Annotated in this window: 16 protein-coding genes and 1 pseudogene; 11 read left to right on the plus strand and 6 right to left on the minus strand. The window is 67.4% G+C overall.

Annotated features, from left to right (window positions below; translation table 11 throughout):
• Window positions 1-3 precede the first annotated feature (3 nt).
• From fabF to rrtA, 5 genes are all read right to left on the minus strand, one after another.
• Entirely contained in the window at window positions 4-1,248 is a 1,245-nt protein-coding gene (gene fabF, locus AC3WT6_RS08060; protein WP_492653070.1) for a beta-ketoacyl-ACP synthase II, read from the minus strand.
• 49 nt (window positions 1,249-1,297) lie between these two features.
• Entirely contained in the window at window positions 1,298-1,543 is a 246-nt protein-coding gene (gene acpP, locus AC3WT6_RS08065) for an acyl carrier protein (protein WP_123211919.1), read from the minus strand.
• A gap of 148 nt (window positions 1,544-1,691) precedes the next feature.
• A complete protein-coding gene (fabG, locus tag AC3WT6_RS08070; protein ID WP_492653071.1) occupies window positions 1,692-2,435 on the minus strand; it encodes a 3-oxoacyl-ACP reductase FabG in 744 nt (247 codons plus the stop codon).
• A 2-nt stretch (window positions 2,436-2,437) separates the two neighbouring features.
• Window positions 2,438-3,400 (minus strand): ACP S-malonyltransferase, encoded by a 963-nt coding sequence (gene fabD / locus AC3WT6_RS08075; protein WP_492653072.1) that lies wholly within the window; start codon window positions 3,398-3,400, stop codon window positions 2,438-2,440.
• Window positions 3,401-3,489: 89 nt separating this feature from the next.
• Window positions 3,490-4,170 (minus strand): rhombosortase, encoded by a 681-nt coding sequence (gene rrtA, locus AC3WT6_RS08080; protein ID WP_492653073.1) that lies wholly within the window; start codon window positions 4,168-4,170, stop codon window positions 3,490-3,492.
• A gap of 66 nt (window positions 4,171-4,236) precedes the next feature.
• Between rrtA and gspG the strand changes: the two genes are divergently transcribed.
• From gspG to AC3WT6_RS08135, 11 genes and pseudogenes are all read left to right on the plus strand, one after another.
• Window positions 4,237-4,674, plus strand: coding sequence for a type II secretion system major pseudopilin GspG (gene gspG, locus AC3WT6_RS08085; RefSeq protein WP_492653074.1), 438 nt, complete (start codon window positions 4,237-4,239; stop codon window positions 4,672-4,674).
• 53 nt (window positions 4,675-4,727) lie between these two features.
• Window positions 4,728-5,453, plus strand: a complete 726-nt coding sequence (gene gspH, locus AC3WT6_RS08090; protein ID WP_492653816.1) for a type II secretion system minor pseudopilin GspH — start codon at window positions 4,728-4,730, stop codon at window positions 5,451-5,453.
• Window positions 5,450-5,845, plus strand: a complete 396-nt coding sequence (gspI, locus tag AC3WT6_RS08095; RefSeq protein ID WP_492653075.1) for a type II secretion system minor pseudopilin GspI — start codon at window positions 5,450-5,452, stop codon at window positions 5,843-5,845. Before gspH ends, gspI begins: the two co-directional genes overlap by 4 nt.
• The gene (gspJ, locus tag AC3WT6_RS08100; RefSeq protein WP_492653076.1) at window positions 5,842-6,597 is read left to right on the plus strand and encodes a type II secretion system minor pseudopilin GspJ; all 756 of its coding nucleotides are present in this window, start codon (window positions 5,842-5,844) and stop codon (window positions 6,595-6,597) included. Before gspI ends, gspJ begins: the two co-directional genes overlap by 4 nt.
• A gap of 2 nt (window positions 6,598-6,599) precedes the next feature.
• A complete protein-coding gene (gene gspK / locus AC3WT6_RS08105) occupies window positions 6,600-7,550 on the plus strand; it encodes a type II secretion system minor pseudopilin GspK (RefSeq protein WP_492653077.1) in 951 nt (316 codons plus the stop codon).
• 9 nt (window positions 7,551-7,559) lie between these two features.
• Window positions 7,560-8,768, plus strand: coding sequence for a type II secretion system protein GspL (gene gspL, locus AC3WT6_RS08110; RefSeq protein ID WP_492653078.1), 1,209 nt, complete (start codon window positions 7,560-7,562; stop codon window positions 8,766-8,768).
• Window positions 8,765-9,331 (plus strand): type II secretion system protein M, encoded by a 567-nt coding sequence (locus tag AC3WT6_RS08115; protein WP_492653079.1) that lies wholly within the window; start codon window positions 8,765-8,767, stop codon window positions 9,329-9,331. Before gspL ends, AC3WT6_RS08115 begins: the two co-directional genes overlap by 4 nt.
• Window positions 9,328-10,083, plus strand: coding sequence for a type II secretion system protein N (locus AC3WT6_RS08120; RefSeq protein ID WP_492653080.1), 756 nt, complete (start codon window positions 9,328-9,330; stop codon window positions 10,081-10,083). Before AC3WT6_RS08115 ends, AC3WT6_RS08120 begins: the two co-directional genes overlap by 4 nt.
• Window positions 10,080-10,520 (plus strand): annotated as a pseudogene (locus tag AC3WT6_RS08125) (NUDIX hydrolase); the annotation flags it as partial. The gene AC3WT6_RS08120 and the pseudogene AC3WT6_RS08125, both read left to right, overlap by 4 nt.
• A gap of 121 nt (window positions 10,521-10,641) precedes the next feature.
• Window positions 10,642-11,709, plus strand: coding sequence for a tRNA 2-thiouridine(34) synthase MnmA (gene mnmA / locus AC3WT6_RS08130; protein ID WP_492653081.1), 1,068 nt, complete (start codon window positions 10,642-10,644; stop codon window positions 11,707-11,709).
• Window positions 11,710-11,811: 102 nt separating this feature from the next.
• A complete protein-coding gene (locus tag AC3WT6_RS08135) occupies window positions 11,812-12,099 on the plus strand; it encodes a hypothetical protein (RefSeq protein WP_492653082.1) in 288 nt (95 codons plus the stop codon).
• On the opposite strand, the gene AC3WT6_RS08140 is transcribed toward AC3WT6_RS08135, so the two are convergent.
• Window positions 12,096-13,199: a response regulator gene (locus tag AC3WT6_RS08140; RefSeq protein WP_492653817.1), complete on the minus strand. Its 1,104-nt coding sequence runs from the start codon at window positions 13,197-13,199 to the stop codon at window positions 12,096-12,098. The genes AC3WT6_RS08135 and AC3WT6_RS08140 overlap by 4 nt on opposite strands.
• Window positions 13,200-13,246 lie beyond the last annotated feature (47 nt).

A 13,246-nucleotide genomic window follows, 5' to 3' on the forward strand; every position in this document is an offset into this window, starting at 1 on the left:
CCGCTAGAAGAGCCGGCGGAACGCCAACGTGCCGTTGGTGCCACCGAAACCGAAGGAGTTGGACAGCACCACATCAACCTTGGCCTGGCGCGCCGTGTGCGGCACGTAGTCCAGATCGCAACCCTCACCGGGATTGTCGAGGTTGATGGTCGGCGGCAAGACCTGATCGCGGATCGCCAGCACCGAGAACGCTGCCTCGATGCCACCCGCCGCACCCAGCAGATGGCCGGTCATCGACTTGGTCGAGGACACCGGCAGCTTCTTGGCGTAATCGCCGAAGGCCGCCTTCACCGCCGTGGTCTCGGCACCATCGCCGGCCGGCGTCGAGGTGCCGTGGGCATTGATGTAGTCGACCTGCTCGGGATTGAGGCCGGCATCCTTCATCGCGCCCTGCATGGCACGACGGGCGCCATTGCCGTCTTCCGGCGGCAGGGTGATGTGATAGGCGTCGGAAGACATGCCAAAACCGATCAGCTCCGCGTAGATGCGGGCGCCGCGGGCCTTGGCAAACTCGTATTCCTCCAGCACCAGCACACCGGCGCCATCGCCGAGCACGAAGCCGTCGCGGTCCTTGTCGAACGGGCGGCTGGCGCGGGTGGGATCGTCATTGCGGGTGGACAGCGCCCGCGCCTGACAGAAACCAGCCATGCCCGCCGGCGCGGAGCCGCATTCGGCGCCGCCGGCGACCACCACCTCGGCATCACCGTAGCTGATCATCCGGTGCGCCATGCCGATGGAATGCGCGGCGGTGGTGCAGGCGGAGACAGTGGCAAAGCTGCCGCCGGTGATGCCCATCTCGATGGAGACGTAGCCAGCGACCATGTTGATGATCGAACTGGGGACGAAAAACGGCGAAACCCGCTTCGGCCCCTTTTCGTGCAGCGCGCGGCATTCCTCCTCGATGGAGCCTATGCCGCCGATGCCAGAGCCAATCGTGACCGCGATGCGCTCACGGTTGGCGTCAGTAATCTCAAGTCCGGAATCGCGCAGGGCCTGCTTGGCCGCGGCGACTCCGTAATGAATGAAGGGATCCGTTTTGCGGATCTCCTTCATCCCCATCCATTCCTCCGCCTTGAAGTCTGGCGAGACCAAGCCTGCGAACTTGGTGGTATAGGCGGATACATCGTAATGGGTGATCGGGACAATGCCGGATTTACCGGCAAGGATATTGGCCCAGGCCAGGTCCATGGAGGACCCGACCGGGGAAACAATACCGAGACCCGTCACCACCACGCGGCGGCGCGTCATGCGTGCGGTCCGTTTGTCTGGGGGAGGTAAAGCGAGGCCTTAAGCGACCTCAAGACGCCGAACTGGCGTGGGTCTTGATGTAGTTGAGCACGTCCTGGAAGGTACGGATCTTCTCCGCTTCTTCGTCCGGGATGTCGATTTCAAACTCTTCTTCCAGCGCCATCACCAGCTCGACGGTGTCGAGGGAATCGGCACCGAGGTCTTCCACAAAAGCGGATTCCGGCTTGATCTGGTCTTCGCTCACGGAGAGCTGTTCAGCAATGATCTTCTTGACTTTTTCTTCCAAGCTACTCATGTCGGCTCCTTAAAGCCTCGGTTCGTTGTGGCCGCCGGATTCTAAGCGATGGTTTGTGACGGTCGCCACCCATACGCATCAGGCAGTGCTGCATCGCAGCATCAAAAACAGGGGCGAAAGGCGATTTGCCCGCCGCCCTTTCAAGCAACTACTGCATGTACATGCCGCCATTCACCTGCAGGGTTTCGCCGGTGATGTAGCTGGCCGCTGGCGAAGCCAGGAAGCACACCGCCGCGGCGATATCCTCCGGCGCGCCGAGACGGCCGGCCGGCACCTGCTCCAGCAGCGCGCTGCGCGCGGCCTCCGGCAGCGCCTTGGTCATGTCGGTGTCGATGAAACCCGGCGCGACGACGTTGACGGTGATGCCGCGCGAGCCGATCTCGCGCGCCAGCGACTTCGAAAAACCGATCAGGCCGGCCTTGGCGGCGCAGTAATTCGCCTGGCCGGCGTTGCCCATCAGGCCCACCACCGAACCCACCGAGACGATGCGGCCGTAGCGCGCCTTCATCATCCCACGCAGCACCGCGCGGCTGAGCCGGAACACCGCGCTGAGGTCGGTGTCGATCACCTGCGCCCAGTCCTCGTCCTTCATGCGCATCAGCAGGGTGTCGCGGGTGACGCCGGCATTGTTGACGAGGATGGCAATCGCGCCCTTTTCCTTGGCGATGGCGTCGACCAGGGCCTCGGTGGCGGCGCCGTCGCGCACGTCCAGCACCCGGCCCTCGCCGCCGTAGGGGGCCAGCGCCTCGCTGATCGCCGCCGCGCCCGACTCGCTGGTGGCGGTGCCGACCACGGTGGCGCCAGCCTGCGCCAGGGCCAGTGCGATGGAGCGGCCGATGCCGCGCGAGGCGCCGGTGACCAGAGCGACCTGGCCTTGATAGGAAATCTGCATGTTCAGTTCACTCCGTTGAGGGTTTGCACGGCGGCGCTGAACTGCGCCGGATCTTCCAGGGCGTAGAGCTTGGCGCCGTCGACGCTGCGCTTGACCAGACCGGTGAGCACCTTGCCCGGCCCGCATTCCAGCCAATGCACCACGCCCTGCCCGGCCAGCGCCTGCACAGTGCGCGTCCATTGCACCGGCTGGTGCAGCTGGGCGGCGAGCGCGGCGCGGATCTCCTGCGGATCCTGGCGCGGCGCGGCGTCGAGGTTGTGCAGCACCGGGATTTTCGGCGCCAGGACTGTGGTCGCTGCCAGCGCCTCGGCGAGCTTCGCGGCGGCATCCTTGAGCAAGGCACAGTGCGAGGGCACCGACATGCCCACCCGCATCACCATCCGCGCGCCCTTGGCCTTGCCGTTGGCCAGCAGCCAGTCCAGCGCCGGGGTTTCGCCGGCCACCACCACCTGGCCGGGACTGTTGTAGTTGGCGGGCGTCAGCAGCTCGCTACCCGGATACTCGGCGCACAACCGAGCCACCGCCTCGTCGTCGAGGCCGATCACCGCCGCCATGCCGCCCTGTCCCTCGGGCACCGCCGCCTGCATCAGCTGGCCGCGCAGGCGCACCAGACGCAGCGCGTCGGCGAGGCTTAAGGATTCGGCCGCGACCAGGGCGCTGTACTCGCCCAGGCTGTGTCCGGCCAGCGCCAGCGGCCGCGCGCTGGACTGCGCCTGCCAGGCGCGCCACACCGCCACCGCCGCTGCCAGCAGCGCCGGCTGGGTGTTCTCGGTGCGGTCGAGTTCTTCCTTCGGCCCCTCGCGCACCAGCTTGGCAAGATCAAAACCCAGAACCTCGGAGGCTTCGGCGTAAGTGTCGGCAATCGCCGGATGGGCGGCGGCCAGCGCCTGGAGCATGCCGACCGACTGGGAACCCTGACCGGGGAACAGAAAGGCATGCGCGTTTACTGCGTTAGCTTCAGGCATCGTGGCCTCGGATGACGGGGGAGAAAGCAAGCGGCGCAGACTCTACACAAAGGCCGCTGTGGCGACCTACTACCAAATGGAGGATGCCGCTAACGCCAGAATGCCCAGCGTTCCGGCTTCCAGAACGACTGGAACACCAGGCCGTAGACCAGGCCGGAGATGGCACCCCAGAGGTGCGAGTCCAGCGCCACCTTGCCGCCGATGGCCTGCTCGTCGGACACCGGCGCGCCGGCATACAGCTCGTAGCCGAGCTTGCCGAGCAGATAGACGATGCAACCCAGGGCAACGATGTCCTTCTTCAGCGCCTGCGGCATCAGGCCGAGCAGGAACAGCCCGTGCATGACGCCGGACAGGCCCACGTACCAGCGCAGACTGGGCGCGAAGAAATAGAGACCCAGGCTCATCCCCAGGCCGAGCAGAATCACCCGCCGCGCCCACACTGCCGCCGACAGCCGCTCCGGACAGAGCAGCACCAGCACCAGCACACCCAGTTCATTCAGGAACAAATGCCAGGGACCGTGGAACCGGAAGCCCTCCCAGACAATCGTATTGCCCGGCAGATGCACCAGATTGCCGGTCAGCAGGCGCCACCACTCACCATCGGCGATCGCCACGCGGTCGTAGCGCAGGGCGTCGATCCAGGGCTCGCCGCCCAAGGCCAGCAGGGCGATCAGCGCCATCAGCACCAGTGGCGAGCCCCAGACCGCAAGTTCGGTCCAGGGATTTTTGGCAGCGGTTGTCTCGGAGTGGTCAGACGCGTTTGTTATCATCCACGGCGTTCCCGCAAGTCTTCACGAAGTTCAAGCAAATCAAGGATTTTTACGATGCCAACGACGATGCACCCGGCCCGCCGCCAACGCGGCTTCACCCTCATCGAGATCATGGTGGTGGTGGTGATACTCGGCATCCTGGCCGCCGTGGTGGTGCCACGCATTATGGATCGCCCGGATGACGCCCGTATCGCCAAGGCCAAGCAGGACATCCGCGTGCTGGAGTCCTCGCTCAACCTCTACAAGCTCGACAACTTCTACTACCCCTCCACCCAGCAGGGCCTCGAAGCCCTGGTGGCGCCGCCGCAGGGTGATCCGCCGGCCAAGAACTGGAAGCCGGGCGGCTATGTGCAGAAGCTGCCCAACGATCCCTGGGGCAATCCCTACCAGTACCTGCAACCGGGCACCAAGAGCGAGTTCGATCTGTTCAGCCTGGGCTCCGACAACAAGCCAGGCGGCGAAGGTGCCGCCGGCGACATCGGCAACTGGGATCTGGGTGGGTGAGCCACCGCGCTTCGCGAGCGAAGCTCGCGGCGGTGGCGAACGCCTCGCCAGGGATGGCGAGGCCGGGGCCGGATGCGGAGGGCAAGTTCGCGCCAAGGACGGCAACGAACCAGGCCCGCCTTAGCGAACCACAGCGAGCGAAGCTCGCGGCAGTCGCGAACGCCAGCGCAGCGACGGCAGGCACTGACTCGCCTAGGTTTACCCGCGCACCACTTGCGAATCGCGGCTTCACCCTCCTCGAACTCGCCGTCGTCATTCTCATCATCGGCGTGCTCGCCACCTTCGCCATGCTCTCGGTCGGCAACCGGGTGCAGGAAGACCAGATGGAAAACGAGGCGCGGCGCATGCAGGCCCTGGTGAAGCTGGCCGCCGAAGAGGCGGAAGCCAAGGGCGTGGAAATCGGTCTGCGCTTCACCGAGAGCGAGTTCCGGCTGCTGGTGCTCGACGAAAACCGCAAGTGGAGCGATCTGGAGAAAACCGGCAGCCTGCGTCGCCGGCAGATCCCGCCACCGATCAGCGTCGGCCTCACGGTCGATGGCCGGCGGGTGGTGCTGCCGGCCAATGATCCCTCGCAAGCGGAGCTGGATAAGGAAGAGAAGTCGCCCTCGATGACCGCTGCGGTGAAGAAAATGGAGCCGCAGGTTCTGCTGCTGTCTAGCGGTGAGCTGACTCCGTTTGCGCTCGACCTCGGCGCGCCGGGGTTGGGGTTTTTCTACCGGCTGGAGGGTGATGTGCTCGGCCGGCTACAGCTCACCCGCATCGCGATCCCGCGCGGATGAGCACGGTCCGCCCTGCCGAGCAGCGCGGCTTCACCCTGCTGGAGCTGCTGGTGGCGGTGGCGATCCTGGCGATCGCCATGGGCGCGCTGCTCTCCGGCTTTGCCCGCTATGCCTCGCAGGCCGGCTATCTGCGCGAGCGCAGCATCGCCACCTGGATCGCCCACAACCGCCTGACCGAGGTCGAGCTGGAGCCCGAGTGGCCCGCGACCGGCAGCCGCGAGGGCAAGGCCGAGATGGCCGGCACCGAATGGAAATGGCGGCTGGAAGTGAGCGCCACCGACGATCCGGAGCTGCGCCGGGTCGATCTCAAGGTGCTCTCGCCCCTGGCCAAGGACAGCAGCGCCGACGCCCCCACCAGCGCCCAGCTGACCGGCTTTGTGAGGCGCAAATGAGGCGCGCGCGCGGCTTCACCCTCTTGGAGCTGATCGTCGTATTGGCGATCTTCTCGGTATTCGCCGCCATGGCCTATGGCGGACTCAACTACGTGCTCAACACCCGTCGCGAGCTGGAAAGCCGCCTGGACCGCACCGCGGAATGGCAGAAGGCCTTCCAGCGCCTGCGCAACGACTTTCAGCTCGCCTCCAGCCGCAGCGTGCGCGATGGCTTCGGCGAGAAACGCCCGGCGCTGGAATTCGAGGAATACCAGCAGCGGGTGGAATTCACCCATGGCGGCTGGCGCAACCCGCTCTACCAGCCGCGCTCCAGTCTGGAGCGCATCGCCTATCGCTACGACGAGAAGACCGACGAGCTGGTCCGCGAAACCTGGCGGGTGCTGGACCGCGCCGAAGACCGCGACCCGGTGCGCCTGGTGGTATTGAGCCGGCTCGACGAGGTGCGCTGGCGTTTTCTCGACAACAACCGCGAGTGGCGCGAGCGCTGGCCGGCCAGCGGTAGCAACCCCAACGCCACCAGCAGCAGCCCACCACCGAAGGCGGTGGAACTGACGCTCAAGAGCAAGGATTACGAGGAAGTGCGCTGGCTGTTCCGCATCGGCGTCAATCCGGTGCCTGCCAGCAGTGGCGGCTCCAGTGGCAGTGGCAGCAGTAGCAGCAGCGGAAGCGGAAGCGGAAGCGGAAGCGGAAGCGGAAGCGGTGGTAGCGGTAGTGGCAACGGTAGTTCCTCCGGCGGTAGCGGCGGCCAATGAACATGGCACCGCCAAAACGCTCCAGAGGCATCGCACTCATCACCGCCATGCTGGTGATGGCCCTGGCCGCCATTGCCGCCGCCGCGGTGCTGGGCTCGGCCAATGCCGCCATCCGCCGCACCGCCACCCTCATCGATGGCGAGCGCGCCTGGTGGTACGCGGACGGTCTGGAGACCTGGGTGATCTCGATCCTGAAGCGCGACCGCGAGGACAACGATGTCGACTCCAGGGACGAGGACTGGGCACGCCCGGTGGACTACCTGCCGGTGGAACAGGGCGCGCTGCGCGGCCACCTGGAAGACCTGCAGGGCCGCTTCAACCTCAACAATCTCGGCTCCAACAAGCCGCTGGTGTATGTGAAGCAGTTCCAGCGCCTGTTCGGGCAGATCCCCGGCCTGGACGCCAGCCAGGCCAGCGCCATCGCCGAAGCCATCCGCGACTGGATCGACGGCAACCAGCTGCCCAATGGCAGCGGCGGCGCCGAGGACAGCGAGTACCAGGGTCTGGCCCAGCCCTACCGCACCGCCGACCAGGCCTTGCAGAGCCCGACCGAGCTGCTGGCGATCAAGGGGGTCACCCCGGAGATCTACCGCGCGCTGGCGCCGTTCGTGACCGCCCTGCCCCTGGGCGGCGGCGGCGCGCCGACCCCGGTCAACGTCAACACTGCCAAGCCCGAGGTTCTGTATTCGCTCTCGGACAAGATCGACAAACAGAAGATGGATGAGTGGCTGGGCAAGCAAAAGACCGACCCGGTGGACAACCCGCAGAAGCTTCAAAGCGACGGCACCCTGCCCGCCGACGTCACCGCCGACCTGGTGTCGGCCAAGACCAGCTACTTCCTGATGGTGGCGGAAGCCTTCATTGGCAGCGGTCGTGTCGCCCTCTATAGTGTGGTGCTGCGGCCCAGCTCGGGCACGCCCATCATCATCTCCCGCAGCCTCGACACCGAATAAGCCAGCCCCATGCGCGAGACGCTGCATATCCGCCTACGCGAGCCTGGCTCGGAAGCTCCTGTCGCCTACGCCCTCACCAGTGGCGACGCGCCGGTGAGCGTAATGGTGCGCGAAGCGCCGCTTGCCGAGGTATTGGAACTCGCCGCCCAGCGCCGCCTGGTGCTCTACGTGCCCGGCGAGGATGTGCGCCTGCTCAGCGCCAATCTGCCGGTGCGTCAGGCTGCCAAGGCCCTGCTCGCCGCACCCTATGCGTTGGAAGAGCAGTTCGCCGAAGACGTCGAGACCCTGCACTTCGCGGTCGCCGCGCAGCCGCTCGCCAGCCAGGAATGGCCGGTGGCGGTGGTTGCCGAAGAGCAGCTGCGCGCTTGGCTGGCGCCGTTCCTGGCGCGTGACCTGACGCCCGACGCCCTGGTGCCGGAAACCCTGGCCCTGCCCTGGCGCGACGACGGCCGCTGGACCGTGCTCGCCGAGCCCGGCAAGCTCAGCGTGCGCACCGGCGCCTATTCCGGCTTCGGCTGCCAGGCCGAGGATTTCGAGCTGTTCCTCGGCCTGGCCGAGGGCGAGCACAAGCACGCCCTGCGCATCCTGATCGGCCGTGAGGTCGAGACCGATTTCACCCGCCTGGAGCGCGATGTCGAGCTGCTGCCCGGCCTGGAACACCCGCTGGAGGCCTTCGCCCGCCACTACCGGCCGGCGCAGAGCATCAACCTCTTGCAGGGCGCCTACGCCCAGCAGCGCGGCTTCAGCAAGGAGTGGCAGGCCTGGAGGCTGCCGGTCGGCCTGCTCGCCGCCGCCTTCCTGCTCGGCTCGGCCGGCAACGGCCTCAGCGCGCTCTCCCTCAAGCGCCAGGCCGCACAGCAGCAGGCCAGCAACGAGGCACGTTTCAGGGAGCTGTTCCCCAGCGAGCAGCGGGTAGTGAATCTGCGGGTCCAGGCCGAGCAGCAGTTCGCGCTGGCCCAGGGCAGCGCCAAGGGCGCCGGCCTGCTGCCGCTGATGGACGCGCTCGCCGCCGGCCTGAAGGCGGCGCCCACGCTGCAACTCGACGGCCTGCAATACCGCGAGGGCGCCCTGTTTCTCAGCCTGAGCGGCAGCGATCTCGCCGCGCTCGACCAGCTGCGTGCCTACTACACACCGGCCAGTGGCGCGCGCCTCGACGTGCAGTCCGCCAACAGCGGCGAAGAAGGCCTGCAAATTCGCATCAAGCTGTCTCCCGCATGAGCGCTCTCGATCAAGTCAGCACCGCCTTTCAGGCCCGTCTCGCGGCCCTGGCCGCCCAGGCCGAGCCGCATCTGGCGCCGTTGCTGGCGCGCTACCGCGAGCTGCAGCCACGTGAGCGGCTGATCGTCGCCATCGGCGCCGGCGTGCTGGCGCTGACCCTGATCTACCTGGTGCTCTGGGAGCCCTTCGCCAAGGCGCGCGAGCGCCAGCTGGCGGCGCTGGCCGACGAGCGCGCGTTCGCCGAGCGTCTGGAGAGCATCAGTGCGGTGATCCAGCGCGCCCGCGCCTCCGGCCAGGGCGCGGTGCAGGGCGGCGGCCAGTCGCTGCTGACCCTGGTCGACCAGGCGGCACGGCTGCCGGAGCTGGGCAAGGCGCCGACCCGCCTGCAACCGGACGGCGAGCAGGAAGTGAAGATCTGGTTCGAGGACGTGCCCTTCGACAATCTCGGCCGCTGGATCGGCATCCTCCAGAGCCGCTACGGCATCAGCGTCAGCGGTGCCGAGATCGAGCGCCGCGCCAGTCCGGGCCTGGTCAATGCCCGCCTGAGCCTGGTGCGGCCGTGATCGCCCGCAAGCACATCCTCTGGGCGGCGGGCGCGGTGTTTCTGCTGACGCTGATCGCCAACATCCCGGCAGCGCTGCTCTACGCCGCCTTCAAGCCCCAGGCCTCGGCGCTAAAGATCCACGGCCTGCAAGGCCCCTGGGCGGCCGGACAGCTGTCCGGCATCACCGTCAACAACCGCCTGGTGGCGCAGGATCTGCGCTGGCGCTTCCAGCCCGCCTGGCTGCTGCTCGGCCGCGCCTCGCTGTGGCTGGAAGGCGGCGGCGAACTGGCGACTCTGCAAGGCAGGGTGGCGGCCTCGCCGCTGGCCCTGCGGCTCAGCGACTTCCGCCTGGCCGGCGAGGTCAAGCGCCTGGCGGCACTGGCCAATTTCAGCTACCTGCCGATCAGCGGCCAGGCCGGCGCCCAGATCGACAGCCTGATCGTCAAGAAAGGTCGTATTGACACCCTCAGCGGCCGCATCGACCTGCGCGGCCTGGCCTGGACGCTGGCGCGCGAACCGCTGGCGCTGGGCGATTTCCAGATCGAGCTGCTGACCACGCCGGAGGCGCTGATCGCCAAGGTCAGCTCGCCGTCCGGCCCGCTGGAGGCCGATGGCGAGGCCCGGCTGTACCCGGACCAGCACTACGAGAGCGACATCCGCCTCAAGCCCAAGCCCGGCGCCAGCGAAACCCTGAAGAACTACCTGCGCTCGCTGGGCCCGGCCGATCCGGACGGCTATCAGCATCTGCGCCAGAAGGGGCAGTTGAAATGAGCACGCGCAGTTGGATGCCGCACGTCACCGTCGCCACCGTGGTCGAGCGCAACGGCCGCTTCCTGCTGGTGGAGGAGGAAGTCGGCGAGGAGCTGGTCATCAACCAGCCGGCGGGTCACTGGGAGCAGGGCGAGACCCTGATGCAGGGCGCGGTGCGTGAAACCCTGGAGGAAACCGGCTGGCGAGTGGAGATCACCGGCCTGGTCGGCATCTACGAATACCAGCCGCCGGATCTCGACTACGCCTTCCTGCGCTTCGCGTTTTCCGCCAAGCCGCTGGAGCACGATGCCTCGCGGCCGCTGGATACCGGCATCCGCCGCTGGTTCTGGATGGATCAGCATGAGCTGCAACAGGAGATCTACCGCCACCGCAGCCCGATGGTGCAGCAGTGCGTGGAGGACTACTGGACCGCCAAGCGCTATCCGCTGCGCGTGCTCACCCATCTGACGCCGCTGGCCGGTGCGCCGCTGCCGGGCGACGAGGAAGAGCCCCTGGAGCAGTCGATCCCCGGCAGCGGCTCGCTGAGCCTGCCGGATTTTTCCCAGGACTAAGTCGACGATGAGCCGACAGGTCTTTGTCGGCCTCTCCGGTGGGGTCGATTCGGCGGTATCCGCCTGGCTGCTGAAGGAGCAGGGCTACCGGGTCTCCGGCCTGTTCATGCAGAACTGGGCCGAGGACGAGTCCGGCTACTGCACCGCCGCCGAGGACTACCAGACGGCGCGCGCCGTGGCCGAGGAGCTGGGCATACCCCTGCACCGGGTCGACTTCTCCGCCGAATACCGCGAGCGGGTGTTCGCCGCCTTCCTGCGCCAGCTCCGCGCCGGCAAGACGCCCAACCCGGACGTGCTCTGCAATCGCGAGATCAAGTTCCAGCCCTTTGTCGAACACGCCCGTCGGCTGGGCGCCGAGTTGGTCGCCACCGGCCACTACGCGGCGCTGGAGGCCTCGCCGGAAGGCCCGGTGCTGCTGCGCGCGGTGGACGAGAACAAGGACCAGACCTATTTCCTCGCCGGCGTGCCGCGCCCGCAGTTCGAGAATGTCTTGTTTCCACTCGGTGGCCTGCGCAAACCCGAGGTGCGCGCCCTCGCCGCCCAGGCCGGCCTGCCCAATCACCGACGCAAGGACTCCACCGGCATCTGCTTCATCGGCGAGCGGCCGTTCGCCGAGTTTCTGGCCGAGCATCTGCCGCCCGATCCGGGCCCGATCGAAACCGATCAGGGCGAGGTGCTGGGCGAGCATCGCGGCCTGCAGTTCTTCACCCTCGGTCAGCGCAAGGGCGTCGGCATCGGCGGCCGCCGCGGCGCCAGCGAGGCGCCCTGGTACGTGGTCGACAAGGACCTGGCGCGCAAGGCGCTGATCGTTTCCCAACAGCCCGACCATCCGCGGCTGTTCCGGCACGAACTGCGCACCGAGACCTTCCACTGGCTGGGACGCATCCGGCCGGAAGAACCGCTGCACGGCCGCCTGCGGCACCGCCAGCCGCTGGCCGCCTGTCGGGTGTTCGAGATGACGGACGGTGGTCTACAGGTGCGCTTCGAGCAGCCGCAGCGGGCGGTCACGCCGGGCCAGTACCTGGTGCTGTACCAGGGTCGACGCTGCCTGGGCTGCGGCGAGATCGCCGCTTGAGGGCCGCCGGCCGGCGGCCGGCAGTAGCTCCCACCGACTCTCCCGCCGCCGGGCGGATTACAGTGTCGTCATGACCAAGAGGCCCTGTCCGGAGTAGGAGCCATGCCGAGGTTCCCGCTGTATGTCTACGCCCTGCTGCCGCTCGCAGCGATCGCGGCAGAGGCGCCCAGTCGCCGCCATCTGTATCCGGTCCCCGCGACTGACGATGTCTGCGTGCAGCGCTGTTTCAGCGCGCACGAACTCTGTCTGCTCGGCATCCGCCGCGATGCCGGACTCTGCGGCGACGAGCGCCGTCTCTGCGTCGAGCGCTGCGATCCGCAAATGATGAATTCGGTGCTGACCGGCACCGTCGAGGATCGCTACCCGCGCGCCGACCGCGACCGCGACTAGGAGCTGGTGGTTGCCGGAAGGCCGGGGCTGGTGGCATCCGGCAGCTGTTCCCAGGCGGCGGTGCCGGGCGGCGGTTGCGGCCCGACATCGGCGTATTGCTCACGGATGCGGCGAATCTCCGGCAGCTGCTCGATGAACAGATCCACCAGCCTGGGCTCGAAGTGGCGGCCCTTCTCACGACGCAGGAACTCCACCGACTCCTCCTCCGTCCAGGCCGGCTTGTAGGGACGCTCCGAGGTCAGCGCGTCGAACACGTCGGCGATGGCGACGATGCGTCCGACCAGCGGAATCTTCTCGCCCTTGAGCCCGCGCGGGTAGCCGCTGCCATCCCATTTCTCGTGGTGCGTGAGCGCGACGATGCGCGCCGTCTCCAGCAACGGATGGTCGTGCTTGCCGATGATGCCGGCACCGATGGTCGGGTGCTTGCGCATGACCTTCCATTCCTCCTCGGTGAGCACGCCCGGCTTCATCAGGATCGCTTCCGGGATGCCGATCTTGCCGACGTCATGCATCGGCGCGGCATTGAACAGCACATCGACGTTCTCCCGGCTCATCCCCGAGGCCTCGGCGAGGATGCGGGTGTAATGGCTCATGCGGATGATGTGCTGGCCGGTCTCGTCGTCCTTGAACTCGGCGGCGCGGCCCAGGCGACGGATGATCTCCAGGCGGGTGCTTTCGAGTTCGCGGGTGCGCGCCGCCACCAGTTCGCTCAGATGCCGCTCGTGCGCGTAGAGGCGCAGATGGGTGGCGACCCGCGCCTGCACCAGCGGCGGGCTCACCGGCTTGGTGATGTAGTCGACGCCGCCCACCTCGAAGCCGTGTTTCTCGTCCTCCACCTCGTTCATGCTGGTGACGAAGATCACCGGGATGCCCTGGGTCTGCGGACTGGCCTTGAGCCGCTGGCAGACCTCATAGCCGTCCATGCCCGGCATCATCACGTCGAGCAGGATCAGATCCGGCTGCGGCTGCATCTGCGCCAGCGCCAGCGCCTTCTCGCCATTGGTCGCCACCTTCAGGGTGTAGGCGCCGGCGAGGATGCCGCGCAGCACGTCGATGTTGAACGGCGTGTCGTCGACCAACAGCACCACCGGCCGACTCAGCTGGCCGCGCGGCTCCAGGCCGCTGTAGCCAATCGGGCTGCCGGCGG

This window comes from Stagnimonas sp. FW305-C-60 (assembly GCF_058782965.1).

Excerpts from the sequence above, each read along its gene's own strand:
- mnmA (WP_492653081.1), top strand. The coding sequence starts at position 10,642 with ATGAGCCGACAGGTCTTTGTCGGCCTCTCCGGTGGGGTCGATTCGGCG.
- AC3WT6_RS08115 (WP_492653079.1), top strand. The coding sequence starts at position 8,765 with ATGAGCGCTCTCGATCAAGTCAGCACCGCCTTTCAGGCCCGTCTCGCG.
- gspH (WP_492653816.1), top strand. The coding sequence starts at position 4,728 with ATGGCGAGGCCGGGGCCGGATGCGGAGGGCAAGTTCGCGCCAAGGACG.
- acpP (WP_123211919.1), bottom strand. The coding sequence starts at position 1,543 with ATGAGTAGCTTGGAAGAAAAAGTCAAGAAGATCATTGCTGAACAGCTC.
- AC3WT6_RS08135 (WP_492653082.1), top strand. The coding sequence starts at position 11,812 with ATGCCGAGGTTCCCGCTGTATGTCTACGCCCTGCTGCCGCTCGCAGCG.
- rrtA (WP_492653073.1), bottom strand. The coding sequence starts at position 4,170 with ATGATAACAAACGCGTCTGACCACTCCGAGACAACCGCTGCCAAAAAT.
- fabF (WP_492653070.1), bottom strand. The coding sequence starts at position 1,248 with ATGACGCGCCGCCGCGTGGTGGTGACGGGTCTCGGTATTGTTTCCCCG.
- gspK (WP_492653077.1), top strand. The coding sequence starts at position 6,600 with ATGGCACCGCCAAAACGCTCCAGAGGCATCGCACTCATCACCGCCATG.
- gspI (WP_492653075.1), top strand. The coding sequence starts at position 5,450 with ATGAGCACGGTCCGCCCTGCCGAGCAGCGCGGCTTCACCCTGCTGGAG.
- gspL (WP_492653078.1), top strand. The coding sequence starts at position 7,560 with ATGCGCGAGACGCTGCATATCCGCCTACGCGAGCCTGGCTCGGAAGCT.
- fabG (WP_492653071.1), bottom strand. The coding sequence starts at position 2,435 with ATGCAGATTTCCTATCAAGGCCAGGTCGCTCTGGTCACCGGCGCCTCG.
- gspG (WP_492653074.1), top strand. The coding sequence starts at position 4,237 with ATGCACCCGGCCCGCCGCCAACGCGGCTTCACCCTCATCGAGATCATG.
- fabD (WP_492653072.1), bottom strand. The coding sequence starts at position 3,400 with ATGCCTGAAGCTAACGCAGTAAACGCGCATGCCTTTCTGTTCCCCGGT.
- gspJ (WP_492653076.1), top strand. The coding sequence starts at position 5,842 with ATGAGGCGCGCGCGCGGCTTCACCCTCTTGGAGCTGATCGTCGTATTG.